Origin of the sequence: Acinetobacter gandensis (assembly GCF_001678755.1) — a bacterium.
Taxonomy (GTDB): domain Bacteria; phylum Pseudomonadota; class Gammaproteobacteria; order Pseudomonadales; family Moraxellaceae; genus Acinetobacter; species Acinetobacter gandensis.
Window position 1 is genome coordinate 63,288 of record NZ_LZDS01000023.1, and the last position, 26,025, is coordinate 89,312.

General features: G+C 39.5%; 23 protein-coding genes and 2 pseudogenes. 11 read left to right on the forward strand and 14 right to left on the reverse strand.

Annotated elements, in window-relative coordinates:
* Positions 1–30 precede the first annotated feature (30 nt).
* The 12 genes from ndk to A9J31_RS07505 form a co-directional block, all read right to left on the reverse strand.
* On the reverse strand, positions 31–462 hold the full coding sequence (gene ndk / locus A9J31_RS07450) for a nucleoside-diphosphate kinase (RefSeq protein ID WP_067763529.1): 432 nt from the start codon (positions 460–462) through the stop codon (positions 31–33).
* Positions 463–571: 109 nt separating this feature from the next.
* Positions 572–772, reverse strand: coding sequence for a Fe-S cluster assembly protein IscX (gene iscX / locus A9J31_RS07455; RefSeq protein WP_067763531.1), 201 nt, complete (start codon positions 770–772; stop codon positions 572–574).
* 117 nt (positions 773–889) lie between these two features.
* A complete protein-coding gene (locus A9J31_RS07460) occupies positions 890–1,441 on the reverse strand; it encodes a phosphatase PAP2 family protein (RefSeq protein ID WP_067763533.1) in 552 nt (183 codons plus the stop codon).
* A 184-nt stretch (positions 1,442–1,625) separates the two neighbouring features.
* Entirely contained in the window at positions 1,626–2,903 is a 1,278-nt protein-coding gene (locus A9J31_RS07465) for a glycosyltransferase family 4 protein (RefSeq protein WP_067763535.1), read from the reverse strand.
* 99 nt (positions 2,904–3,002) lie between these two features.
* Positions 3,003–3,413, reverse strand: a complete 411-nt coding sequence (locus A9J31_RS07470) for a hypothetical protein (protein WP_067763537.1) — start codon at positions 3,411–3,413, stop codon at positions 3,003–3,005.
* Between the two features lie 12 nt (positions 3,414–3,425).
* Positions 3,426–5,735, reverse strand: coding sequence for a fimbria/pilus outer membrane usher protein (locus A9J31_RS07475; RefSeq protein WP_067763539.1), 2,310 nt, complete (start codon positions 5,733–5,735; stop codon positions 3,426–3,428).
* 5 nt (positions 5,736–5,740) lie between these two features.
* Positions 5,741–6,469 (reverse strand): fimbrial biogenesis chaperone, encoded by a 729-nt coding sequence (locus tag A9J31_RS07480; RefSeq protein WP_067763541.1) that lies wholly within the window; start codon positions 6,467–6,469, stop codon positions 5,741–5,743.
* Between the two features lie 88 nt (positions 6,470–6,557).
* Positions 6,558–7,055, reverse strand: coding sequence for a hypothetical protein (locus A9J31_RS07485; RefSeq protein WP_067763543.1), 498 nt, complete (start codon positions 7,053–7,055; stop codon positions 6,558–6,560).
* An 866-nt stretch (positions 7,056–7,921) separates the two neighbouring features.
* Positions 7,922–8,854: an XAC2610-related protein gene (locus A9J31_RS07490; protein ID WP_342669170.1), complete on the reverse strand. Its 933-nt coding sequence runs from the start codon at positions 8,852–8,854 to the stop codon at positions 7,922–7,924.
* 346 nt (positions 8,855–9,200) lie between these two features.
* A complete protein-coding gene (gene ilvC, locus A9J31_RS07495) occupies positions 9,201–10,217 on the reverse strand; it encodes a ketol-acid reductoisomerase (protein WP_067763545.1) in 1,017 nt (338 codons plus the stop codon).
* A gap of 113 nt (positions 10,218–10,330) precedes the next feature.
* Positions 10,331–10,822, reverse strand: a complete 492-nt coding sequence (gene ilvN, locus A9J31_RS07500) for an acetolactate synthase small subunit (RefSeq protein WP_005016393.1) — start codon at positions 10,820–10,822, stop codon at positions 10,331–10,333.
* Positions 10,819–12,546 carry an acetolactate synthase 3 large subunit gene (locus tag A9J31_RS07505; protein ID WP_067763547.1) on the reverse strand — a complete coding sequence of 576 codons (1,728 nt, stop codon included), beginning with the start codon at positions 12,544–12,546 and terminating at the stop codon, positions 10,819–10,821. Before A9J31_RS07505 ends, ilvN begins: the two co-directional genes overlap by 4 nt.
* Positions 12,547–13,249: 703 nt before the next feature.
* Between A9J31_RS07505 and A9J31_RS07510 the strand changes: the two genes are divergently transcribed.
* From A9J31_RS07510 to A9J31_RS07540, 7 genes are all read left to right on the forward strand, one after another.
* On the forward strand, positions 13,250–13,579 hold the full coding sequence (locus A9J31_RS07510; protein WP_067763549.1) for a DUF4124 domain-containing protein: 330 nt from the start codon (positions 13,250–13,252) through the stop codon (positions 13,577–13,579).
* 128 nt (positions 13,580–13,707) lie between these two features.
* Positions 13,708–16,329, forward strand: coding sequence for a leucine--tRNA ligase (gene leuS / locus A9J31_RS07515; RefSeq protein ID WP_067763551.1), 2,622 nt, complete (start codon positions 13,708–13,710; stop codon positions 16,327–16,329).
* Between the two features lie 244 nt (positions 16,330–16,573).
* Positions 16,574–17,107 carry an LPS-assembly lipoprotein LptE gene (locus A9J31_RS07520; protein ID WP_067763553.1) on the forward strand — a complete coding sequence of 178 codons (534 nt, stop codon included), beginning with the start codon at positions 16,574–16,576 and terminating at the stop codon, positions 17,105–17,107.
* 9 nt (positions 17,108–17,116) lie between these two features.
* Positions 17,117–18,100, forward strand: a complete 984-nt coding sequence (gene holA / locus A9J31_RS07525) for a DNA polymerase III subunit delta (RefSeq protein WP_067763555.1) — start codon at positions 17,117–17,119, stop codon at positions 18,098–18,100.
* A 137-nt stretch (positions 18,101–18,237) separates the two neighbouring features.
* A complete protein-coding gene (locus A9J31_RS07530; RefSeq protein ID WP_067763557.1) occupies positions 18,238–19,590 on the forward strand; it encodes a MacA family efflux pump subunit in 1,353 nt (450 codons plus the stop codon).
* Between the two features lie 2 nt (positions 19,591–19,592).
* Positions 19,593–21,572, forward strand: a complete 1,980-nt coding sequence (locus tag A9J31_RS07535) for a MacB family efflux pump subunit (RefSeq protein ID WP_067763559.1) — start codon at positions 19,593–19,595, stop codon at positions 21,570–21,572.
* A gap of 10 nt (positions 21,573–21,582) precedes the next feature.
* The gene (locus tag A9J31_RS07540; protein ID WP_067763561.1) at positions 21,583–22,986 is read left to right on the forward strand and encodes an efflux transporter outer membrane subunit; all 1,404 of its coding nucleotides are present in this window, start codon (positions 21,583–21,585) and stop codon (positions 22,984–22,986) included.
* 22 nt (positions 22,987–23,008) lie between these two features.
* Here the strand turns inward: A9J31_RS07540 and A9J31_RS07545 are convergent, their stop codons facing one another.
* Positions 23,009–23,998 (reverse strand): hypothetical protein, encoded by a 990-nt coding sequence (locus A9J31_RS07545; RefSeq protein WP_067763563.1) that lies wholly within the window; start codon positions 23,996–23,998, stop codon positions 23,009–23,011.
* A gap of 119 nt (positions 23,999–24,117) precedes the next feature.
* Here A9J31_RS07545 and A9J31_RS15400 point away from each other — a divergent pair.
* The 4 genes and pseudogenes from A9J31_RS15400 to A9J31_RS07560 all read left to right on the forward strand — a co-directional run.
* A pseudogene (locus tag A9J31_RS15400) lies at positions 24,118–24,300 on the forward strand (efflux transporter outer membrane subunit); the annotation flags it as partial.
* A gap of 87 nt (positions 24,301–24,387) precedes the next feature.
* Complete coding sequence (locus tag A9J31_RS07550; RefSeq protein ID WP_067764127.1) at positions 24,388–24,783, forward strand: transposase family protein; 396 nt, start codon at positions 24,388–24,390, stop codon at positions 24,781–24,783.
* Entirely contained in the window at positions 24,731–25,201 is a 471-nt protein-coding gene (locus tag A9J31_RS07555) for a transposase (protein WP_067763565.1), read from the forward strand. Before A9J31_RS07550 ends, A9J31_RS07555 begins: the two co-directional genes overlap by 53 nt.
* Before the next feature lie 18 nt (positions 25,202–25,219).
* Positions 25,220–25,537, forward strand: a pseudogene (locus A9J31_RS07560) (TolC family protein); the annotation flags it as partial.
* A 34-nt stretch (positions 25,538–25,571) separates the two neighbouring features.
* Here the strand turns inward: A9J31_RS07560 and A9J31_RS07565 are convergent.
* A complete protein-coding gene (locus A9J31_RS07565) occupies positions 25,572–26,015 on the reverse strand; it encodes a hypothetical protein (protein ID WP_150922988.1) in 444 nt (147 codons plus the stop codon).
* Between the last annotated feature and the right edge of the window lie 10 nt (positions 26,016–26,025).

The following is a 26,025-nucleotide window of genomic DNA, read 5'->3' on the forward strand; positions in this document are numbered from 1 at the left end:
ATACCACTTATCTGGTTTGAATACTTCGAATTAACGAGTACGTGGAGCGATCTCAGTTTGAGCGAAGAAGTAGTTAACTTCACGATCAGCAGATGCTACAGAGTCAGAACCGTGAGCAGCATTTTCGTCGATGCTTACAGCGAAATCTGCACGAATTGTACCAGGAGCAGCTTCTTTAGGGTTAGTTGCGCCAAGGATTTCACGGTGAGCAAGAACTGCGTTTTCACCTTCAAGAACTGAAACAACAACTGGACCAGAAGTCATGAATGCAACTAGGTCACCAAAGAAACCACGTTCTTTGTGCTCAGCATAGAAGCCTTCAGCTTCAGCTTGAGTCAAATGTTTCATTTTAGTTGCAACGATTTGAAGACCAGCTTTTTCAAAACGAGCGAAGATTTCACCGATGTTGTTTTTAGCAACTGCGTCTGGTTTTACGATAGATAAAGTACGTTCAATAGCCATGATTGGCTCCTTAAGTCAATTTGACGTGAAAATTTTGCCGCATTATACCGAATAATGCGCTATTTTCTGCTTTTGCGTTGCAAAAAAATTGCTTTTTTCGATATAGGGATTAACTTGCTTCGTCAATCCAGGCCATCTGAATTCCTTCTAGCAGTCCTTCAGTCGACTTTTCTGGGTCATCGCTAAAGTTAGGCAAGGCACAAACCCATGCATGTAGGTCTGTAAAACGAATCCATTGTGGATCAACATCAGGATGAGCTTCGTATAACTCAATTGCGATATCAATAGTATCTGTCCAGCGTAAACCCATGGGTCTTCCTAACATCGTATAAAGAATGATGCGACATTTTATCAAATTTCAGCAATCTGCCGTAAAAACAGTTTTTATTTTTTATTACCATATTTAACACAGGTGCTGAAATGCCTTTTACAACATTAAGCCAAACCATGGAGCACATACAATGATACTACTCCCCACGCTCGCTCCGATAATTGCCCCGACTGCGACATCACTCGGATAATGTAAGCCCAAAATCATACGAGAAAGTGCCACCAACAATGTAAATGGCAACATCAAGATTAATAAAAGCGGTTGGATATAACCCAATACCGTCGTTGCCATCACCGCATGTAATGTATGACCGGAAGGAAAACTGAAATGGTCAAGTGGACGTTCCCCTAGTCGAATCACTTGATGTACTTGATATGGACGTGGTCGTACCGTTTTCTTTTTTAATAATTTATATAATGTGGTACCAATCGAACCACCCAGCACCACATACAATATATGTAGGCTATAGGCAAAACCTTGTAGCAACCAAACAGTAAATAACATCACATACCAAAACAGACCATCGCCCAATCGGCTAATCATTTTAAAAAATTGCGCTACAGCTTGTTGGTGGGAGAAATGATTAAGATACAAACAACCTTTTAAGTCTAGGGAGAGCATTCTTGTTTTTGCATTTTTTAAATTCATCGCTTTACTCCTATTTACAGTCTCATTCTCGACTGTGTTGAGGTCACGCTAGATGTCTCTTGTTATTTTCATCAGATTTTATTTAGCTTTGAATTTACTCTGCTCATTTGACATATAAATGATGCTTTCATGACATTTTGATGAATGCTCTATAGTAGTGGCTTTTTTCACATGATCATCACCATTAAGCCACTAAAGTCTGTTCAACAACGTGATATAGCGCCTGTTCAAATTGTTGTACAGGATGCTGCCAACCCACTTTAGCAGCATCCTGTGCGGCACACATTCCCATTTGTTGTAAGGTTTTTCGACTAGGTAAGCCTTGTATATGCCGTATAAAATCATCTGTGCGTCCCAGTTCACTCAGCCAACCTGTATTTGAACGCACATGCACGCTTGCACAGGCAGCATTATAGGCAACGACTGGTAAACCACTCGCCATTGCCTCAAGCACCACATTTCCAAAAGTTTCCACTTGACTGGCAAACACAAATACATCAGCACTTGCGTAAGCTTCTGACAATGCTTGCCCGCTTAAACTCCCCATAAAAATGACATCTAATCCCATCGCTAACTGTTCCAACCGTTCACGATCAGGGCCATCCCCCACAATAACCAATTGGGTTAATTTATTACTTTTAACTTGCATGGAACGATATGCACTAATAAGCACATCCACTTCTTTTTCAGGTGACAAGCGACCCACATAAAGCATGACACGTGTATCTTCATCAACTTTCCATTGTTGCCTTAATGCTGTACTCAAATGTTGCGGAGAAAATCGCGTGTGATCCACCCCACGACCCACCACGACTAAGGGACAATTAAAACCGAGTGAGCGTAATGCATTTGCCGTATCTTGACTCGGAACGCAGGTCAACTGGGTATTATTATGAAACCAACGTAAATAATGCTGTACTGGCTTCATTAAAAAAGCCAAATCAAAGAATCGACTAAAATCATGGAACGCAGAATGAAAACCGCTAGAGACAGGTATTTTTTGCGCTTGCGCTACATATTGAGCCGTTAATCCAAGCGGCCCTTCTGTCACGATATGCACAATATCAGGCTGAAAAGAGGCTATCGCTTTTTGTATTTTTTTATATTGCGGCATACCAAACTGCATATCTGCATATTTTGGAATACTTTTTGCCCAAACCAAGCATTCTTGATTCGCTTTAAACTCATCAGATATATTTTTTTGCTCGGGACGTATCAACTGAATTTGATGACCTAATCCCTGCAAACCTTTACATAGCTGTAAAAGTGAATGGGCGACTCCATTAATTTCAGGCGCCCAAGTTTCAGTGACCAAGGTGATTTTTAATTTTGATCGGTAAGAACGTTCCAATACCGCGAGGTCATTTACTCGATCTTGTTTGGCCTTAGGTTTAAAGTAAAATTTAAAGGTTTCAGAAAAATTATCTGGTTTTAATAATCTGCTTTTTGCTGAACTTACCATAACTCACCAAGCTTTTATTTTTTTCAAGCTTAGCTGAGGTTTTTGACAATTTAATGATAATGCTTAGTACAAATCCTTCATTCATAAAATCTTTGGACCTTAGAACACCATATTTACAAATACCGTATCTTTATACTTGCCTGCTGGCGTTGTCGACGTCACTCGCTCTACAAGGCGGACTGCAACCACATAATCATTACGCCCAGCACCTTGTTCCGTCGGTACATTCCAAATATTTTCCATTGCACCTGAAACAGTCATACGTGTTTTGAGTTTCACCATACCGTTATTCACAAAACTATTGCCTGATGAATCTTGCAAGTTACGACTATTAAAACGTATACGGTATTTATTTGAGCAATTTACACTAAAGCTACTCGCTGCCTGACTATTATAATAGTTAGCCAAACGCATATGTGACTCACTTACACGACCTAATTCACAGTAACTTGGTGCAGCAAATGACATCGTACTGAGACATACAGTCGAAACAAATATTAAACTTTTCATCCTAAAATCTCCTTATTTACACAGTAATGTCTTGAGTTCAGGCGTTTGGTTTTCTACTTTTTTAGGAACAACAAGGGTGGTCTGACAAGAGCGACCACCACTGGTTCTAACAGTCAATTTGTAGGTTCCGTCAACCAAGCCATATAACATCACTGTGCCATCTGTACCAATTGGATAAATATCTGCTTCCGGCGTATCAATTGAGACCTCACTGCCGGCAATAAAGGTATTGCCCTGTTCATCCAATATTTTGACTAAAACTTGTTGCGTATCGAAAATTGGGAAATTAATGGTATAGCCACGCTGCCTTAGTGCGACTAACCGGTGTGCTGCATTTGGAACTTTGCTTTCAATGGGTAATTGATTTTCATCAAATGAAATATCGTAATTAATATAAGGAACAATATCGTGAACAAAGGCATAACCATTTTTGTTGGTTTTCGCAACTGGCGACATAGAACGCATGACATCAATATCCTCACGCTCACCAACTTTCACAAGTGCAAATGCATTATCTACAAAACTAGTAAATGCATACTGCCCGCCAAGCCACACCAATGCACCGCGATAACCAGTCTGGAATGAATAATCACTATCACTCTTGATATAACTCATAATGAGGTCACCGACATCAGTCGACAAACCACCGTAAGTATTGAATGCAACCTCATCATTTCGATAATCTGCACCAATAGAATAGTTTGCACCATACTCACCAAAGGAATTTTGAATGTAACGTATACCACCCGATTTATTGGTTCCAACATCCGCTTGTACACGTTTACCGCCACCAAAATTATAAGACACAGAAAGAAAGGCACCCGAATCTTTAGAATCACCAAACTCTTGGAAATAGTTTGCGGTGTACATCAAATTTGAAGTGACTTCCTTACTCACACCAACGGTAAGCATTTTACGGTCATCATTACGAAGTAGCGGATCATCCGTTTCGTATTGGGTTTGTTCGATATAGTTAATATTTAAATTTTGAAAAAATGGAAAATTCGGGAAACTGACATACGCCATGTTTTCAAATTTAGGAAATATATGCTCATCCTCATACCCTAAAGCACGATAATTTTTAGTGGCATAACGCGAACTCAGGCCGAAATTAAATTTACCAAAATTACGACTGACCGAAAGTCCCGCAGAATAACCATCATGCTCATCAGTTTTGCTGCCTAAAAAAATACTATCGAGCACGAACCAACGATTCACCGCCTGAGTCCAAAGCAAGCCCGCATTTTTTATCTCATCACTATAGGTTCCACTTGCACCTAATGTTGTACGACTAGTCACACCACGACGCAGATAGGCTGAACTAAAAAATTCACGATAATCACTGTTTACTTCATCATAGCGATAACGCAATTTTCCAAGAGAAACGTTGTAATCGTTCAGACCTTCTTTCAATAATTTACTGCTAATCAAAACTGGAAAGCTTCTTACCGTCGTATTGCCCAACACATCTTGCACAACCATTTGCGCTGTTCCTGCGCTTTCAATGTTTGCCCCAGTCTGTAAGTTGTAATCCCCTGGTGAAATCTTTTTTTGATAGATATTCACCCCGTCAATATACAAATCGACAGTCGAAGGCAGTACTGCACTTCCTTTTAAACTTGGAATGTTCCAATAGACAAAGTCTGGACGTGAGGTATAGTCTGTACCAAAACTTAAACCACCAAATCGCACACCATGGATCAGCGCACTATAAGCAGAAGTGGTATCACCAATAATCAGTTTTGTAGCACTTTTGGCAAAATCGAGTTCAAAGCTACTGTTTAAACGAACAAAATTTTCTTCTTCATAATCATGCCCTTTATTATTACGATAAACGGCATTATTTCTTAAAATCCAATTATCTTTAAAAATGCCCAATTCTGGCAAAGTACCGAAATTACGATTTTCGCTTGTTTTATCGTAATGCATTTCATAGTTTAAGAAGGCACCAAAATTTGCTTTCATTGGCTGGGTGATTAACCCATCTGCTTCGACACCATAGAAATATTTGGAAGGTAAATTTAATTTCAATGCCTGTAAGCCTGTATCAAATTCGGCTTGCATATCCTGATCTGAAACGAGACAAAATGCGTTTTTAATGGGATGGCGTTTAATCCCTTCCATTTTGATTTGAAGTTTTTCTAAATCGCTACATTCAACATAAAATATTTTATTTTCAACGAACAACAGTACTTCGCTTCTACGATCTACCCCATTAATCCAAATGCTTGTTGGAAATAAATCATCCGGCATATCAACGGCTTCTGCATGAGCAGAACTGGCACATAAAATACAATACAAAAGCAATGTAATTTTTTTCATAGCCACTACTCAACTAAATTAAACTCCAAAGGGGTGTCGCCTTTGTCAGTTTCTACAACCACTTTGTAATTGCTTGCACCATTGAGCGTGACATTTCCAATATCGTAACGATTTTTACCGTGTGCCAAGAGATATTTCATATCTGAAGACTCAGCCACCACATTTTTATTTTTATCCATCACGTATAGTTTTTGGATTTGAATATGTGATTTTGCTAAATTTTCAACATTAATAACGGTACGGCCATTTTGTTTAGTAGAAATAAATTTTAAATACGCAGGTTCTTGTTTACCCACAAAAAAAGGCACATTTATGCTGAGTAAAAGTGCAATTTTTGAATCATCATTGGTGACTTGCGGCAATTCTGTATAAATGATTCGCCATGCTTCTTCTTGCGCTAAATTCATGCTTTCAACAGATTGTGTAAAGCCTACACGAACCATTTGTTTTGAATTCGGCTTTAAAATAAAGTTTTTAGGATTAATAATAATATTAGATACCGGAGAGTAAATATCTTCACCTGTCGGGCTTTGTGTCCATTTGACTGCTTGAGCTTCAAAAACGCGTGGAGACTCATCATCTCCTTTAGACTCTAGGGTAAACGTTGCACTTCTTTGCTTAGACTTATCCGTTAAATAAAGTTGCACAGGACTAATTGAAATACCTGCAAATGCTGCAGTATTCAGAAGACCTACAATAAGACTAAAAGAAAGCGCCTTGATTAAAAATTTCATACATCCCCCTTGAATCTTATTAATTTTTTTATATATAAAAACAAAAGAAGTTGACCCTCACATGTAGAATCAACTTCTTAGAAAACGATTAGTACGCTACTTTAATGAATAAAGTATCTTTGTAAATACCAGCACGTTGAGTAGCTGAAACAGCTGTTTTAGGCGCAACTGTCACTGCAAAGTTATCTACAGACATACCTGCTACAGGTGTAGAACCGATTGGATAATTCACACCACCTTTTGAGGTCGTGATTTTTGTAAATACTTTATCAGTAGTGGTTGCATGTTTAACAAAAGTATCTGCACTTGTACCAGCATTTAGTGTAGATAAATTTAGTGTGTATGGCGTATTCGTTGTTACTTGGAAAGAACTTGAGCCTGTGTAGCTAGTTTCAGCCAATTTAATGTCTTTACCTACCAATAACTCACACGCTTTTAAGATTTCCAATTCAATATCGATTTCACCTTCACACGGTGCACCGCCACATTGTTTAGATTCTTTTGGTTTACCTGCAAATGCAGCTGTTGCAGGAAGTGCTAATGCTGCTGCAGTGATAACTGCAGTTAAAATTTTAGATGTAGACATACCATTTCTCCGCATTCTTTTTTCAAAGAAAATTTATAATTTTTAATACCCTAACTTAGAGTTCCATTCCACTCGGTGTGCTTGAAACATCAACTCCACTTGAGTAAATCCATTCTTATGCATCTCAAAATAAAAAAAACCTATTAGTGAAAAATCACGTGAATTTATTAGTTTCTGAAAATTTCCTGCATCGTTATAAAAAAAGTATTGTTTTTATTAATGATTTAAAAAAATCTACAAAAAATTCAAAACTGTTAACCAACTCCCAATTTTTTGGTATTTTTTCGTTCTCCCTATTTTTTGGGATAATCTAAGTAACTGTTTTTAATCGTATTTAACAAAAAAATAAGTTTACAATATGTTACACATTCAACAAATTAATCGCAAAATAACTCAAAATCAGCTTTAATTAAAATTTAATTAAATGAATATTCACATATATTTTTTAAGTATACCGATTAAGAATGCAAATCCATCTCAAAATTCAAATCCTGAATCCCCTATTTCAGGTATGTCTTTTCTTAATTTTTTATAAACACTCGATCACCAAATATTACATTTATTGTCACAATTTCACTTTTTAATTAACCTTAATGACATCCAAATTACATAAAAAGCACACTTAACCCTAATCTTTATATTTTTTAAACTTGTGAAAGATTTTAATAATGTAAAAATCATGTTCATTGGTTCATAAATATTACTCCACTATTACTGTTTTTTTATCGATAACTCTTAATTTATTTAATCAATAAATCTGCTTCAACATCTCTCACTTAATTCATCATTTCATGTTTAACTACTTTCTACATTCACAGCATAAAAAAGCCCCATGCATTCACAAAGGGCTTTTATTTGGATTTATGTTATTCATCATTTAAGGGATATAACAATCCTTGATCAACACGATACTGACCACCTACACCAAAATCAATTTTTTGACTTTCTCCTTTCAACGTTGGAAAACCTACGATTTTTTCCAGTTGTGGTGAGCGTTGAAATGCTTTGAGTTGCGGGTTGTACATCCAGTATATAAAGCGTTTATCTTCAATTTTACGGGCTTCTGAAGTATCAGACAGTACAACATCGTAAAAGCCATCGAAATTCATATCAAGAAAACCAATACTATTTCCAAAGGCATTAAATCCTTCTAGCTTTTGAATCACTTGCCCATTATTTTTATTTATAACATCTACACGTTTTAGCGTTCGACCGTAAGGCTGATCTGCACCCTCCAAACCGTAGAATTTAAAAACCAATAATGGCTTATCTACTGCTTTAAATGCAGGTTCAAAGGTGACCGCTCTCTTTGTATTTGGATTTTTTAAATCACTAAGTTCAGCTTTAAATTGCCCCGAATTAGCATTCAAATTCCCCGTTAAAGTGTAGGGATTGGCTTCAGCTTGATCGGTGGACTGTAGTGAGATTAAATCGCCTTTTTGACTGCCTTTAAACATAGTCCTTGTTTGCTCTTGCAAATTACTCAAGGTTCCATGAGGATTCCAAATCCCTGCATATAAATCTAAAAAGTACGCCCCATCAGTTGACTTCAGCATTCGCTGCATTGAGATTCGAACATCTTTTAAAGTGACTAAATTTTCTGTTGAATTTGGTGTCGTTTCAGCAAAACTAGGGAGTGAGATAAATATAGATAAGAATAGGATGGATTTTATTGTTCTCACGGAAGTCACCACACGAGTAGCATCAATTATGTCAACTCTATCACAATCCAAATTCCACACACATGACACAAATATAGGAGATTTGAAACAAAAATAAATTACAGAATTACTTTTCATTCAAAGTTCACGTATTTCTAGCTTATATGTTTTTACTCACCATCAATCATTCTCTAAATAAACTTAGCTCCACATTCAATGATAAAAAACTTACTTAAGATATGTGAATTTTGCATTAATACAACTTGGTCAAGAAAATAGTGTTCACTTACTCAAAGCTTTTATTTAATTCAATCCAATATGTATAAAACACTGTTTTTTTAAGAAGTAAGAGGAGGAAAAGTACAGCCTTGAATGAAACACAAAGTACGCACCACTTTTCCATTTTTAAGGCATGAAGTTTCCAATATAAAAAACCCACTCAAAAAGAGTGGGTTTCCGCATTCAAATCAACTGATTCGAGAAATTAGTTTTTCTCTTTATCAACGATTTTGTTTGCTTGAATCCAAGGCATCATCGCACGTAACTTGTTACCAGTTACTTCAATACCATGCGCCGCGTTTTGACGACGACGAGCAGTCATAGAAGGATAGTTCAACGCACCTTCTTGGATGAACATCTTCGCGTATTCACCAGATTGAATACGTTTAAGCGCATTACGCATCGCTTCACGAGATTGTTCGTTAATTACTTCAGTACCAGTTACATATTCGCCGTATTCAGCGTTGTTAGATACAGAGTAGTTCATGTCCGCAATACCGCCTTCGAACATTAAGTCAACGATCAATTTAAGCTCGTGTAGACATTCGAAGTACGCCATTTCTGGAGCATAACCAGCTTCAACCAAAGTTTCGAAGCCCATTTTAACAAGTTCAACAGCACCACCACAAAGAACTGCTTGCTCACCAAAAAGGTCAGTTTCAGTTTCTTCACGGAATGAAGTTTCGATGATACCAGTACGACCACCGCCTACACCTGAAGCGTAAGAAAGCGCTACGTTACGTGCATTACCAGAAGCATCTTGGTGTACAGCGATTAGATCTGGAACACCTGAACCACGTTGGTATTCAGAACGTACTGTGTGACCAGGTGCTTTAGGTGCAACCATGATTACGTCCAAGTCAGCACGTGGAACAACTTGGTTATAAAGAATAGAGAAACCGTGAGCAAATGCTAAAGTCGCGCCTTGCTTGATGTTTGGCTCAATTACGTCGCGATAAAGTTGTGATTGGAACTCATCTGGAGTCAAAATCATCACTACGTCAGCTTGTGCTACAGCAGCAGGAACTTCAGCAACTTTAAGACCTGAATTTTCAGCTTTTTTCCAAGAAGTAGAGTTCGCACGTAGACCAACAGTTACGTCAACGCCAGAATCTTTAAGGTTAAGCGCATGCGCGTGACCTTGAGAACCGTAACCAATGATTGCTACTTTTTTGCCTTGGATGATAGATAAGTCGGTGTCTTTATCGTAAAAAATTTGCATTGCTGTCTCCGCTAAAATGCATTTGTTTCCTGTGACTTAACGCTGTGATTTTGTTGTTTGTTCACTTCGTTAAGCCCTCACCCTTCCGAGTGAGGATGAATTTATTTAAAAAATTAGATCGTTAAAACTTTTTCGCCACGTGCGATACCAGATACACCAGAACGGACAACTTCTAAAATTGTGTTCTCAGCCAAGGCATCAATAAAACCATCAATCTTTTCAGTTGTACCTGCAATTTGAATGGTATACGTGGTTGGCGTTACATCTACCACTTGTGCACGGAAAATGTCGGCAGTACGTTTAATTTCAGCGCGTGCTGCACCTAAAGCTTTCACTTTAATCAACATCAATTCACGCTCAATGTGTGCACCTTCAGACAAATCAACAACTTTCACAACTTCAACAAGTTTGTTCAGTTGCTTGGTGATTTGCTCAATCTTGTGATCATCACCATAAGTGGTCAATGTCAAACGAGAAAGCGTTGGATCTTCAGTTGGTGCAACGTTTAAAGTTTCGATGTTATAACCACGTTGAGAGAACAGGCCCACTAAACGTGAAAGCGCACCAGCTTCGTTTTCTACGAGTACAGAGATAATATGTCTCATTGTGTGCGCTCCCCTTTGTGTAGCCACATATCTTTCATTGATTGACCTGCAATCAACATTGGATATACATGCTCAGTGCGGTCAACCATCACGTTAATGAATACACATTTATCATTAATCGCCATCGCTTCAGCAAGTTTAGATTCAAGCTCATTTGCATGGTTAATTTCGATACCTACATGACCATACGCTTCCATTAATTTAGGGAAGTCAGGAAGTGACTCAACATAAGAGCTTGAGTGACGACCTTCATAGTTCATGTCTTGCCATTGCTTAACCATACCTAAAGCACGGTTATTCAAGCATAGAATTTTTACATTTAAGCCATATTGCTTACATGTAGAAAGCTCTTGGATACACATCTGAATAGATGCTTCACCAGTAATACACACAACGTCTTGCTCAGGGAATGCAAGTTTCGCCGCCATTGCGTATGGCAAACCAACTCCCATCGTACCCAAGCCGCCAGAGTTGATCCATTGGCGTGGACGTGTGTATTTATAGTAAAGCGCACCAAACATTTGGTGTTGACCAACGTCAGAAGTAATAATCGCTTGGCTATTGGTAATCTTGTCTAATGCTTCAACCACTTGTTGCGGTTTCATTGAACCATCAGTTGGCTTGTCATAGTTCAAACCATGAACTTGACGCCATTCATTGATTTGTTTCCACCAAGCTGAAATATCTTCTGGATTTGGCTTAGACACATTCAACTGTTTCAATTGTGACAACATTTCTGTCAATACAGGTTCTACTGCACCCACAATTGGAATGTGCGCCATAATCGTTTTCGAAATTGTCGCTGGGTCAATGTCAATATGAATAACTTTGGCATTTGGACAGAATTTCGCAGGATTATTGGTTACACGGTCATCAAAACGCGCACCTACACACAGAATTACATCTGCGTTGTGCATAGTCATGTTTGCTTCGTATGTACCATGCATACCCAACATACCGATGAACTGTTCATCGTTACCTGGATAAGCACCAAGACCCATCAATGTGCTAGTTACTGGGTAGCCCAATAAATGTGCAAGCTCAGTCAATTGCGCTGACGCATTACCTTGAACAACACCACCGCCTGAATAAATAATCGGGCGTTTCGCATGAATTAATTCATCAATTGCTTTACGAATTTGACCTGAGTGACCACGGTGTGGTGGTTGATACGAACGCATCTTCACTTTTTCAGGATATTCGTATGCAAATTTTTCTGCAGGGTTGGTCGCATCCTTAGGAATGTCGACAACTACAGGACCTGGACGGCCTGATGATGCAATATAAAATGCTTTTTTGATGATTGCAGGAATTTCACTTGCGTGACGCACTTGGAAGCTGTGCTTAACGATTGGACGCGAAATACCAACCATATCCGTTTCTTGGAACGCATCTTCACCGATTAAATGGCTTGCAACCTGACCAGACAAAATCACCATTGGGATTGAGTCCATATAAGCAGTAGCAATTGGCGTTACGGTATTTGTTGCGCCCGGACCAGATGTGACGAGAACCACACCTGTTTTACCCGTTACACGTGAGTAAGCATCAGCCATATGGCCCGCTGCTTGTTCATGACGTACGAGGTAATGATTTATTTTGTCTTGTTGAAATAGCGCGTCATAAATATGGAGTACTGCGCCGCCTGGGTATCCAAAAACATGTTCAACGCCTTCGTCCGCTAAAGCGCGAACAAGCATTTCACCACCAGATAAAAGTTCCAACGTGATTCACCCTAATCTTTTTTCACGCACAAATGGAGGGCATTTGTCGTGGTTAATTCATTAACTGTGTGCTCTGTTATAGCACACAAATTTCATAGTTTTCATAGCAATAAGAAAAAAATCTGACCTGCTTGCTGTTTGAGCAATATGGGGTCTAAAACATGTTGGGATAAACATATTTTGTTGGCTTTGTTCAACGTCTCGGCTAGAGAAGATGTCCATTGCTAAAATGCACTCATTCGAAGGGTGATCGATCTAAGGCATATAAAACTAAAGACAGCATTTTTGTGGTTTCGACCATTAAAGTCAAGTTTAAAGATTGGCTTTTTTCTGATTAATTACAGACCGACTGTTTTTTATTCAACAACCTGTTGCAGTTATTCTTAACAGTTGCTTCATTCATAACAATTTATTCAAACAACCATTAAAAACTTTTATAAATCTAATAAATAATTTAAATGAATTATTTCTATTCTTCTGCACTTTTTCAGTTATTACTCCTCTTAGCACTACTGATTTTTAGTGCTTAGGTCACAAAATTGCTCAAAATAAAACCATAACGACTTCCCCAAACTGCGATTACATCGCCCTGTTCGCCCACTTATCTATTCCACCTTAAAAAGGCATAGATTCCAGATTTAAATTAGCGCAAAATTTAGAAATATTCGCCTGCATCGCATTCAAAATCACGGAAAGAAATGTTATGAAAATTGCATTCACACCTATTGCGCTATTATGTTCATCATTGTGCTTAGGTTTAACAACTACACAGGTCTCAGCCAAAGAATATTACAAATGGGTGGATTCGAAAGGTTCAACACATTACACCACTACACCGCCACCTAAGAATGCTCAGCGTAAAGGTAAAGTAAATACTTATGGTGCAAGCCAATCTACTCAAGCCAATCCAACCCAAAATAATGAAAATGTTTCACGTGAAGCAGAGAAACAAGAACAGCAACAACAAGACCAACAACGAGAAGCCAATGACGCCCTTCGCCAAGGTCAAGCAGTTTCTGCCGCACCTCAATAAGATTGATCAAAACACTGCAGTTTAAATTCGATTATTTATCTTGCGAACGCATTGCAAAATTCACTCTAAGTGCTTTTTGCGCTATGCTGTAGCACAAACTTTTTAACCGTTATTTCTAATTTACGTTTATGACTACTCACATTGACCCTGAATATCAAGCCAGTGCGATTGAACCAAGCGTCCAACAGGACTGGGAAACTCGCAAAGCCTTTAAAGTTGCCGACCAAGTAGAAGGCCCACGTCGTTATATCCTTTCGATGTTCCCTTACCCGAGTGGCAAACTCCATATGGGTCATGTGCGTAACTACACTATTGGTGACGTAATTAGCCGTTTCCATCGCCTGCAAGGTGAAACTGTACTTCAACCTATGGGTTGGGACGCTTTCGGTCTTCCTGCAGAAAATGCTGCAATTGCGCATCAAGTTGCACCGGCAAAATGGACTTTTGAAAATATCGATTACATGCGTAATCAGCTTAAAAAGTTAGGTCTTTCTGTAGATTGGGATCGTGAATTTGCGACCTGTACACCAGAATACTATCGCTGGGAACAATGGTTATTTGTTCAACTTTATAAAAAAGGTCTGATCTACCGTAAACTTTCAACAGTAAACTGGGATCCAGTCGACCAAACTGTTCTTGCAAATGAACAAGTTGAAAATGGACGCGGTTGGCGTTCAGGTGCGTTGGTGGAAAAACGTGATATTCCAATGTACTACTTCCGCATCACTGACTATGCGCAAGAATTACTTGACGATTTAGACACGCTAAAAGACGGTTGGCCACAACAAGTGTTGACCATGCAACGTAACTGGATTGGTCGCTCACAAGGGATGGACATTACCTTCCCATCAGCAAATCCAGAAATTTATGCAGATGGTTTAACGGTATTTACGACTCGTGCTGATACCTTAATGGGCGTGACCTATGTTGCCGTTGCAGCAGAGCACCCAATGGCACTTAAAGCAGCTGAAAACAACCCGGATCTTGCAGCATTTATCGAAGAATGCCGTATGGGTTCAGTTGCAGAAGCAGATCTAGCAACTGCTGAGAAGAAAGGCATGGCAACAGGTCTTTCTGTGAAGCACCCTGTCACTGGCGAAGAAGTTCCGGTTTGGATCGCAAACTACGTATTAATGTCTTACGGTTCAGGCGCAGTGATGGCAGTCCCATCACACGATGAACGTGACTTTGAATTTGCCAACAAATACGGCTTAACCATTAAGCAAGTGATTGATGCCAAAGGCGCTGATGATGCAGACTTTGACGCAACTCAATGGCAAGAATGGTACGGCTCGAAAGAAGGTAAACTTGTTAATTCAGGCGAATTTGATGGTTTAGATTTCCAAGGCGCATACGATGCATTCCTTGCGAAATTAGAACCAACAGAGCTTGCGAATTCTAAAGTTCAATTCCGTTTACGTGACTGGGGTGTATCTCGTCAGCGTTATTGGGGTTGTCCAATTCCAATGATTAACTGTAATACATGTGGTCAAGTGCCAGTACCTGAAGAGCAGCTTCCTGTTGTACTTCCAACTGACGTTGTACCAGATGGTTCAGGTAATCCATTGAACAAAATGCCTGAATTCTACGAAACAACGTGCCCATGCTGTGGTGGGGACGCTCGTCGTGAAACAGATACGCTCGATACATTCGTAGAATCTTCTTGGTACTATGCACGTTATGCATCTCCAGACTTTACCGATGGCATGGTGAAACCTGAAGCAGGTCAAACTTGGCTTCCTGTAAACCAATATATCGGTGGTGTTGAACACGCGATTCTGCATTTACTTTATGCACGTTTCTTCCACAAACTCATGCGTGATGAAGGCGTGGTACAAGGCAACGAACCATTCACTAACTTGCTCACCCAAGGTATGGTATTGGCAGATACTTACTACCGCGAAGCTGAATCAGGTAAGAAAACGTGGTTTAACCCTGCTGACATCGAACTTGAAAAAGACGAAAAAGGTCGTATCACTTCTGCGAAATACAAAGAAGATGGTCAGGACGTGATCGTTGGTGGTCAAGAGAAAATGTCGAAGTCGAAAAATAACGGTATCGACCCACAAGCGATTATTGACCAATACGGCGCAGATACTGCGCGTGTGTTCATGATGTTTGCTGCGCCACCAGATCAATCACTTGAATGGTCTGATGCCGGTGTTGAAGGTGCAAACCGCTTCTTGAAACGTGTATGGCGTTTAACGACTGGCTTCCTTGAACAAGGCAAGCAAGCAACTGCGATTGATAAAGCTACGCTTTCAACTGCTGCACAAGACCTACGTCGTAAAACACATGAAACCATCCAAAAAGTGGGTGATGACATTTCACGTCGTCATGCATTTAACACTGCTATTGCAGCGATGATGGAACTTCTAAACGCAAACAATAAGTTTGAAGTAAAAGATGATAACGATGCCGCCGTTGCACGTGAATCTATTACCGCACTTTTAACTTTACTTGCACCATTTGCACCGCACTTGAGTCAAACATTATTGGCTGAGTTTGGTATCGAATTAACATCAGCACAATTCCCACAAGTGGATGAATCTGCATTGACTCGTAACACCCAAACCATTGTGGTTCAGGTGAACGGTAAACTTCGTGGCAAATTAGAAGTTTCTGTAGATGCGTCGAAAGATGACATCTTGGCACAAGCCAAAACACTTCCAGAAGTTCAGCAATTCTTGACTGGCCCGACGAAGAAAGAAATCGTTGTACCAGGTAAGTTAGTGAACTTGGTGGTTTAATATCCTTATGTTCCCTCTCCTGAAGAATTGTTTAAGCACTGCTTTAAACAATTCTGCAAGTGAGGGTTAGGGAGAGCTAAGTTGAAAAAATCACCCTCATCCTAGCCTTCCCCCAGAGGGAGAAGGAACTTTATGAAGGAATTCACAATTCCCAAACAAAGCCCGTTGCCAGTCAACGGGCTTTGACTTTACAATCCACACAGGATTTCAAAAATTATCCCTTTCGGGAAACAGAGGACACCACATGCATTTGGTTCAACGTGTTGCTGCAATTGTATTAACTTTGGGCCTAAGCGCAGGCATGGTCGGTTGTGGATTTCACTTAAAAGGTGCCAATCCTGCTTCTGTACCAGTTGCCTATTCTAAAATGCGTCTCGTCCTGCCTGAAGAGACCGATGACCTCCATGAAAAATTGGCTATCTATTTAGGTTCTGCCGGCGTACAACTAAGCAATAATCCTGATGCCTATGTCCTCCACGTACTCGATTACACCCCTCGTCGTTTAGAGTTAAATGGTAAGTTGGTAGAAACCTTACTGCGTCTAAACGTTACGTTCCGTATTGAAGATGCACAAGGTAATCCAGTCACTGAACCTCGTACATTAATGGCAACACGCAGTTACCAATATGACGTAGCAACGGTGAACACCGATGACCAAGAAGAAAAATATCTAAAACAAGTGATTATTGATGATATTGCACAACAGATTGTGCGTCAGATTTCTTCAAATCGCCTACCAAAAGCCAATCCATTAACTGCACCTAGCAAAGCTGAGTAAGAACCATCCATGAAACTTGACTACCTTCAGGCATTAAAACGTGTTGATGACGCTCAAGGTGCCTGGGTGTTGCATGGTCAAGAGCCCTTACTCGAACAAAATTTACTGGATGCATTTCGTAAGAGCTGGAATAGTCGAGAAGTTGAACGTCAACGTTATGACATCAGTTCAGCTTCCGATTGGAAAAATGTCTTTAATGCGCTCAATAGCCTGTCATTATTTTCTAATCAATTAGCCATTGAGGCGCATGGCAACATTAAACCCGATGCCAGTGCGTTAAAATTATTAAAAAGCTATTTGCAACATAACGAAAGTAATTTACTACTCATTGTTATGCCTAAGCAGGATAGCAGCAGCTTAAAAACCAGCTTTTTTCAAACCATCGATGCCAATGGTGTCAATGTTGCACTGACTGCCAATTATCCCAAAGACCGTCAACAAATTTTGGCCGTTGAAGCACAAAAACTCGGCATTCAACTCGCCAATGATGCATGGCAATGGTTAGAACAGCATCATGAACATAACTTACTTGCAGCCAAGAATAGTTTGATGCGAGTTGCGGATACCTATCCTGAAGCAGACATCATACAAATTGATCATTTGTATGCTTGCTTACAAGATCAGTCACGCTACACCACTTACGATTTAAATGATGCCATGCTGCAAGGCAATTTGGCTCAATCAATTAAAATTTTTCAATATTTGATTGCCTCTGGTGAGCCAATGTCACTCATTTTATGGAGTATCAGCAAGGAAATGCGCTTGCTGATGCAACTGTTTGAGCAACCACAAAATGCTTTACAGCTGGGTATTTGGAAAACGAAAATTGGATTATATCAACAAGCGCTACGCCGCTTGAATGCCAATGAATTTCTGACTTGGCCTGCTCTATTACTTCGTTTAGACGCGTCAATTAAAGGTTTAGGTCATGAAAATCCTGAGCACTTAGTACAACAAGCCATTGCCAGCTTGTGTGGGCGCAGACTCTTCTAGTCTAATGAAAAGGCTGTAATAACCTGCATTTCAGCATAAAAGAATAATTATAATTTCTATTTGTTCAAAAAGTTCACAATTTATCCGTATTTAAATCTTATAATTCAATCATCTTTCTAAACTTTTAACTGCCAACCATGCCAAAAATAAAACCAGCAAAATTGATCGTAGCCATCATCGTTGCTTTGGCAATCGCTGTCACTGCATGGCATTTCCTAAAACCTAAAGAAACTCAGCCGCAATATATTACTGCTGAAGTGAGTCGTGGTGACATTGAAAACTCTGTACTTGCAACAGGTGTACTTGAAGCAACCAAAATGGTGAGTGTTGGTGCACAGGTTTCTGGTCAGGTGAAAAAGATGTATGTGCAACTCGGTGATGAAGTGAAACAAGGTCAGCTGATTGCCCGTATTGACTCGGTACGTCAGGAAAATGATTTAAAAACTGCAGAAGCCAGCATCAAAAACCAACAAGCGCAATTGGCAGTTAAACAAGCAAATCTTGCAAAAGTCCAAGCTGAATATAATCGTCAACAAGCAATGTACGCTCAAGACGCGACTAGTCGTGCAGAACTTGAATCTGCGCTAGCAAGTTATAAAACTGCGCAAGCTGATATTGCAGCCATTAATGCACAAATCGAACAATCACGTTTAACTTTAGCGACTGCAAAAGAAGACTTAGGCTATACACAAATTGTTGCACCTATGGATGGAACCATCGTGGCGATTGTGACTGAAGAAGGTCAAACCGTAAATGCCAACCAAAGTGCGCCAACCATTGTGAAATTGGCAAAACTCGACACCATGACCATTAAAGCTGAAATTTCTGAAGCCGATGTGATGAAAGTCCAAGAAGGTCAAAACGTTTATTTTACAACCTTGGGCGACAGTGAAACAAAACACTATGCTACCCTGCGCCAAGTTGAACCTGCGCCAAACTCAATTAACACCGAAAGTAACAACAACACCTCTTCGTCTTCAAGTACTGCGGTTTACTACAATGCTTTATTTGATGTCCCAAATGAAGACGGCAAATTGCGTATCGATATGACTGCTCAAGTTTATATTATTTTAGATGAAGCCAAGAATGTCTTGACTGTACCTGCCGCAGCCGTTCAAACCTCGAACCGTCCACAACGTAGCCGTAATAATGCATCTGCAAATGGTGAATCTGTTGATAAAAAAGCCAGCGCAGAAGCTAGATCGAACAAAGACAATCCAAACCGTCCTAAACGTTTAGAACTGACTGAAGCTGAAAAAACATTGGTCAAACAAGGCAAAGCCAGCGTTGCGATGGTTCGTGTACTACAAGCCGATGGTTCAGCTCAACCACAACCGGTATTACTCGGTTTAAATAACCGTGTGACCGCACAAGTGATCCGTGGCTTAAAACAGGGTGACAAAGTCGTGATTGCCGACGGTTCTGATACTTCAAATGATTCAGCTAAACGCAGCAACCGTGGTGGTGCTGGCGGCCCAATGAGAATGTAATCATGAGTCAACATCAAACACCTCTACTCGAGGTCAAGAATCTGACGCGTGAATTCCCTGCCGGAGAAAACACCGTCCAGATTCTAAAAGGGGTGAATCTTGAGATTTACCCTGGTGAATTAGTTGCTATTGTCGGTCAATCTGGTTCAGGTAAATCAACCCTAATGAACATTTTAGGTTGCCTAGATAAACCCACAAATGGCAGCTACAAAGTCAAAGGGCGCGAAACGCGTGAACTTGAACCAGATGAACTGGCACAGTTACGCCGTGAATATTTTGGCTTTATTTTCCAGCGTTATCACTTACTCGGTGATTTGAATGCTGCAGGTAACGTTGAAGTCCCCGCAATCTATGCCGGTGCAGATGCAACCGAACGCAATGCACGTGCCAAGCAACTGCTGACTGACTTAGGACTGGGTGAAAAAACCCAAAACCGTCCGAGCCAACTTTCGGGTGGTCAGCAACAACGTGTGTCGATTGCGCGTGCCCTCATGAATGGTGGCGATGTTATTCTTGCCGATGAACCGACCGGTGCATTGGATAAGAATAGTGGTATTGAAGTGATGCGGATTTTGCGCGAACTCAATGCCAAAGGTCATACTATTATATTGGTCACTCACGATCATAATGTTGCGAAAAATGCGACGCGAATTATTGAAATTTCTGACGGTAATATCATCTCAGATCAGCCCAATGTGCCTGAAACAGATGATGAACCTTTAGAAAAACAACAACTCGTTCCAAACACACAGAAAAAAACCTCGAGCTGGCGCTCAGCCGTTGACCGTTTAGGTGAAGCCTTCCGTATGGCGATTTTAGCCATGAATGCTCACCGTATGCGTACATTTTTAACCATGCTCGGGATCATTATTGGTATCGCTTCTGTGGTTTCTGTTGTGGCTCTTGGGAATGGTTCACAAAAGCAAATTTTAGAAAATATCAGCAGTTTAGGTACCAATACCATCACGGTGTATCAAGGTCGAGGCTTTGGTGATAATTCCAGATCCTCCCAAGTAAAAACATTGGTTCCAGCCGATGCGACAGCCCTTGCTGAGCAGCCTTATGTCGATGGCGTTAGTCCTTCAGTCAATTCATCTGTTACAGCACGTTTTAAAGATACAGAGGCTTCAACCACAGTGAATGGTGTGAGTGAAGATTTCTTCTATGTCAAAGGAATGAACTTCGCTTCTGGTCAGCTTTTTGATAAAGAAAGTGTGAATGAGCAAGCGCAAGATGTGGTGATTGATAGTAATACTAAAAATACCTTCTTTGCCGATGGCACCAACCCTGTGGGTCAAGTGATTTTATTAGGCAGTGTGCCGAGCCGTATCATTGGCGTGATCGAAGAACAAAAAAGCATGATGGGCAACTCAGATAGCCTGAATGTGTATTTGCCTTATTCAACGGTCATGAGTCGTATGCTAGGTCAGTCGAATGTGCGCAGCATTATTGTCCGAGTGAAAGATGAATACCCAAGTGCTGCTGCTGAGAACGCCATATTAAACTTATTGGTGCAACGTCATGGCGCGCAAGATGTCTTTACACAGAACTCCGATAGTATCCGTGAAACCATTCAACAAACTACGCAAACGATGACCTTATTGGTGTCTGCGATTGCGGTAATTTCATTGATCGTCGGTGGTATTGGGGTCATGAACATTATGTTGGTTTCTGTGACGGAGCGTACTCAAGAAATTGGTGTACGTATGGCCGTGGGTGCCCGTCAAAGTGACATTCTGCAACAGTTCCTTATTGAGGCTGTATTGGTATGTATCTTAGGCGGTGTACTTGGAGTTTTATTATCTTTGGGTATTGGACAATTGATTAGTCATTTTGCCGGTGGAACATTCCAAATGGCCTATTCAACGACGTCTATCGTAGCTGCATTTGTCTGCTCAAGTATGATTGGTATTGTGTTTGGCTTTATTCCTGCACGTAATGCCGCACAGCTTAACCCTGTCGATGCGCTTTCTCGCGAATAAGGAAATAATGATGCAAATGATCTTAACTAAACTTGCAAGTGCCTTCATTCTCGGAACTAGCTTAGTCGGCTGTGCCGCTGTGGTTAAGACGCCGTATGAAGCTCCTGCAACACAAATCCCGACGCAATTTCAAAATGCGAAAGCCATGAGTCAGCAAGTTCATGCAGATACTTATGCTGACCAATGGTGGACATTGTTTAATGATGCTCAATTGAACCAGTTGGTGAATCAAGTTTTAGCTGCCAATACGGACCTTGCTGTTGCAGGTATTAATTTACAGCAAGCTCGACTACAAGCAGGTTTGGCTGAAAATAAACAAGGGCCACGCGTGAGTTCAAGTGTTTCAACTGGACATAACTTTGACCTTAACTCAGGTGATGACTCATCAAAAGGTGTATCACTCAGCGGTGGCGTTAGTTATGAAGTAGATTTATTTGGTCGCTTGGCCAGCCAGACTGAGGCAGCAAAGTGGGAAGCTTTAGCGACTGAACAAGACCTGCAAGCCACGGCCCAAAGCTTGATTGCAACAACAGCTAATCTATATTGGCAGCTTGGCTATTTAAATGAGCGCTACAGTATTGCGCAGCAAAACTTAGCCAGTACGCAAAAAACCTATGAATTGGTCAAAGTGCAATATAAAGCTGGCGCTGTGTCAGGTTTAGATCTAACCCAAGCGGAACAGTCGGTCCAAAGTCAAAAAGCGACCTTAAGCCAAATCGCCCAACAAAAAGTGGAGACACGTACTGCATTGGCTGTGTTATTGCATCAACCTGTGCAACAACTGAATATTTCAGAGCCGCAGCGTTTACCTCGAATTGCATTACCGACGATTGCAGCAGGTTTACCTGCCGAGTTGTTGTCTCGCCGTCCAGATTTACAAGCGAGCGAATTAAGATTACGTAAAGCTTTGGCAAATAAAGATGCAACGAAAGCGAGTTACTACCCTTCGATTAGTTTGACTGGTAGTTTAGGCTCGAGTAGTACCTCTTTGAGTAATTTATTGCAAAACCCCGCTTTGGCTTTGGGTGCGAGTTTGAGTTTACCTTTCTTGCAATATAACGATATGAAGAAAGACCTTGCGATTAGCGATTTAGATTATGAAAAATCTATTATTCAATATCGTCAGACCTTGTATCAGGCTTTTGCCGATGTGGAAAATGCGCTATCCAACCGTACTGAGTTAAGTCAACAAGTTGCTTTGCAAGAGCGTAATGTACAGCTTGCAGAAAAGACTGAGCGTTTGACTGAAGTACGCTATCGTAATGGTGCAATTGCGTTGAAAAACCTACTCGATGCACAGGAAACCACACGTAATGCGCGACTGTCTTTGGTTCAAACCAAGCAAAGTCAATATAATGCTTATGTAACTTTGATGCAAGCTTTGGGTGGAAGTCCGATTCAGCAATTTCCTTAAATAAAAAGCCCATAAGGGCTTTTTATTTATCTTTCATCTTAAACATTGTGAATTCAAAATTATCCTTAGCGCTAATTTCTTCAGGGCGCTCCTGATCCATCTTGTTTTTCTTAATTACATCTTCATGCCAAACAGGTAATGGTTTGATATGAAGTAAGATTCTTCTTGCGATGAAATTACACACATCAAATGGATAAGCAAATAAAGCTGGAACCCAATTATAATGATAAATGATTCGAAATGATTTCCATGTATCTCTCCAACTTTCTTTTGCACCCACGACCTTTTGACAATAGGTTAGTTGGGTAAACGGATCGATGGTACCGTACATAGGATGCGGTTTCGGATAAAGCTCTTCTGGTCCTTTCATCATAAAATGACAAATAAAAGCCCATAAACCTTGGGTGCGGAATATTCCAATCATTGGAAAGCCAATCACAAAGGTATGTTTTAGGATGCCGTCTTCGATGATATGTGCCCGAAGTTCTCGTAGAGGAATACCAGAAAGCCCAAAACTACTACCCATAATATAAACTACATCTGTCCATTTCTTTTCTATATATTCTTGATCATTAATATAGAAAAAAACTTTACCTGTTTTTCTATTAAAAAGAACAGGCTTACAAATAGGTTGTTTATGATCATATTTAAAGTAAGGACGTAGAAATGCAACACAAGGAAGTCCTATTACAAAAAGTACAGCTATAAGGAAAAAAAAAGCCTCTCCTACACTAGAATTATCAAGAAAAGAAAGAATACCAATGTAGTAAAATAAAAATAAAAATAATGGAAACATTGGAATTAATAAACTTATTCCTTTTCCTAACCTTGCATAAGATTGATCAATCAATTCGATATAATCATCATTCATGCTAATAAATGACCAATTATGATTACGTTTAGAATCATTTTCTGGTTTAAGTAGAACGTCTCCTTCATCTAACTGAGAAAAAGGAACATCCTGTTTAAATACATCATAACCAAAGTCATGATTTTTTATTTTACTTTTCATTTTAATGATATACCGACTTTAGTCCCAACATTTGTTGCTGAATAGTATCAAACCTTTTAATACTCTGATCCGTTGATAATAAACATTTTCGTATCCATAATTTGATATCATTTTCCTTAACAAAATATGCAACGAAAGCGAGTTACTACCCTTCAATCAGTTTAACTGGCAGTTTAGGTTCGAGTAGTACGTCTTTGAGTAATTTATTACAAAACCCTGCTTTGGCTTTGGGTGCAAGTTTGAGTTTACCTTTCTTGCAATATAATGATATGAAGAAAGACCTCGCGATTAGTGATTTAGATTAGATCTCTTTCATAAATCAAAAAACGATCAATCTTTTGCTGATTATCTGTACCAAATAATCTGAAATATTCATGCATAATCTGCGGATGAAATACATCGATTCAAAGAAGCTTTCTGAAACACAGTTTAAGCGATACACAGGCATCTCATGGTCAACCTTTGATTTAATGGTTGAACAACTGAAAATGCATGTTCCTGCTAAAGGTAGACCAACTAAATTGAGCATAGAAGATCAAATCCTTCTGTGCTTAAGTTATTGGCGTGAATACCGAACCTTATTCCATGTTGCAACAAGTTATGGTGTGTCAGAGCCTACTGCTTCAAGAATTGTCCGTCATGTAGAGGACTGCCTGATCAAGTCTAATCTATTTAATTTACCGAAGCATTTGCCTGAGGGCGAAGGTATCGACTGGAATGTGGTGATCGTAGATGCCACAGAAATTCCAATACAAAGACCTAAAAAAACAGAAGAAAAGCTATAGTGGCAAGAAGAAGGCACATACTTTTAAAGTTCAAGCCATTATCCATTATAGAACTCGGCAAGTTCTGAGTTTATGCACGAGTCGTGGTGCTGTACATGATTTCGAACTCTTCAAACGAAACTTGCATCAGATTCCAGCAGGTGCCTTTATCCTTGCAGATAAGGGTTATCAAGGGATGTATACAGTATATCCAAATAGCCTATTGCCATTAAAAGCAAAGAAGCGCTGTAAATTGAATCCTGAGCTAAAAACCTATAATCAAGAAATCAACAAAAGAAGAATTGGGATTGAGCATGTATTTGGCAGTTTAAAAACTTTCAAAATCCTTGCCGAGCGATATCGTAATCGAGGAAAAAGATTGGGTTTAAGATTCAATTTAATTGCTGGAATCTACAATATTGAAATGAGTAAAAAATGACTTATGAAAGAAGTCTATTATGAAAAATCTATTATTCAATATCGTCAGACCCTGTATCAGGCTTTTGCCGATGTGGAAAATGCACTGTCTAATCGTACTGAGTTAAGTCAGCAAGTTGCTTTGCAAGAGCGTAATGTACAGCTTGCAGAAAAGACTGAGCATTTGACTGAAGTTCGTTATCGTAATGGTGCAATTGCGTTGAAAAACTTGTTAGATGCACAGGAAACCACACGTAATGCGCGACTGTCTTTGGTTCAAACCAAACAGAGTCAATATAATGCTTATGTAACTTTAATGCAGGCGTTGGGTGGCAGTCCGATTAAGCAGTTACCTTAAATTCTTTATAAAAAGCCCGAAAGGGCTTTTTATTTCATTCTTTATCAAATTTGTAATTAAGACCACTAAAAAAATAAAATCTTTTCAATGTATACTCCCAAAATATTAAAATCATCAGAATAATTGCATAAATAGAAAGATTGGATTTTATACCTTCCATCATATCACCAGCATAAAAATTAAATGGAGGGTTAATTATAATAAAATAAGGACCAATAAAAAGCATATATATAAATAAAACTATTTGAAAAAAAAGACCATCCCCCCAAACCTTTCCGTTTTTAAGTTCAAAATCGTAAGAATACTTATCCAAATTTCCATCAGAAATAAAATTATTATGTTTATACTTATTTTGATTTTTTTTCATTTTGTTTAGTGTTAACAATAAATCCAAACCCAAAATAAAGAATAAAAATTTAAAAATAGTCAGCCAGCCATCATTTGAAGTTAAGTAAATAGCACCTAGTGAAATTATCAAAACCGTAGAA

Coding starts and splice junctions, on each gene's coding strand:
- A9J31_RS07545 (WP_067763563.1), bottom strand. CDS start 23,998: ATGAAAAGTAAAATAAAAAATCATGACTTTGGTTATGATGTATTTAAA.
- A9J31_RS07550 (WP_067764127.1), top strand. CDS start 24,388: ATGAAATACATCGATTCAAAGAAGCTTTCTGAAACACAGTTTAAGCGA.
- A9J31_RS07535 (WP_067763559.1), top strand. CDS start 19,593: ATGAGTCAACATCAAACACCTCTACTCGAGGTCAAGAATCTGACGCGT.
- iscX (WP_067763531.1), bottom strand. CDS start 772: ATGGGTTTACGCTGGACAGATACTATTGATATCGCAATTGAGTTATAC.
- A9J31_RS07460 (WP_067763533.1), bottom strand. CDS start 1,441: ATGAATTTAAAAAATGCAAAAACAAGAATGCTCTCCCTAGACTTAAAA.
- ndk (WP_067763529.1), bottom strand. CDS start 462: ATGGCTATTGAACGTACTTTATCTATCGTAAAACCAGACGCAGTTGCT.
- A9J31_RS07485 (WP_067763543.1), bottom strand. CDS start 7,055: ATGTCTACATCTAAAATTTTAACTGCAGTTATCACTGCAGCAGCATTA.
- holA (WP_067763555.1), top strand. CDS start 17,117: ATGAAACTTGACTACCTTCAGGCATTAAAACGTGTTGATGACGCTCAA.
- leuS (WP_067763551.1), top strand. CDS start 13,708: ATGACTACTCACATTGACCCTGAATATCAAGCCAGTGCGATTGAACCA.
- A9J31_RS07470 (WP_067763537.1), bottom strand. CDS start 3,413: ATGAAAAGTTTAATATTTGTTTCGACTGTATGTCTCAGTACGATGTCA.
- ilvC (WP_067763545.1), bottom strand. CDS start 10,217: ATGCAAATTTTTTACGATAAAGACACCGACTTATCTATCATCCAAGGC.
- A9J31_RS07530 (WP_067763557.1), top strand. CDS start 18,238: ATGCCAAAAATAAAACCAGCAAAATTGATCGTAGCCATCATCGTTGCT.
- A9J31_RS07555 (WP_067763565.1), top strand. CDS start 24,731: ATGCCACAGAAATTCCAATACAAAGACCTAAAAAAACAGAAGAAAAGC.
- A9J31_RS07510 (WP_067763549.1), top strand. CDS start 13,250: ATGAAAATTGCATTCACACCTATTGCGCTATTATGTTCATCATTGTGC.
- A9J31_RS07475 (WP_067763539.1), bottom strand. CDS start 5,735: ATGAAAAAAATTACATTGCTTTTGTATTGTATTTTATGTGCCAGTTCT.
- A9J31_RS07480 (WP_067763541.1), bottom strand. CDS start 6,469: ATGAAATTTTTAATCAAGGCGCTTTCTTTTAGTCTTATTGTAGGTCTT.
- A9J31_RS07490 (WP_342669170.1), bottom strand. CDS start 8,854: ATGAAAAGTAATTCTGTAATTTATTTTTGTTTCAAATCTCCTATATTT.
- ilvN (WP_005016393.1), bottom strand. CDS start 10,822: ATGAGACATATTATCTCTGTACTCGTAGAAAACGAAGCTGGTGCGCTT.
- A9J31_RS07465 (WP_067763535.1), bottom strand. CDS start 2,903: ATGGTAAGTTCAGCAAAAAGCAGATTATTAAAACCAGATAATTTTTCT.
- A9J31_RS07520 (WP_067763553.1), top strand. CDS start 16,574: ATGCATTTGGTTCAACGTGTTGCTGCAATTGTATTAACTTTGGGCCTA.
- A9J31_RS07540 (WP_067763561.1), top strand. CDS start 21,583: ATGCAAATGATCTTAACTAAACTTGCAAGTGCCTTCATTCTCGGAACT.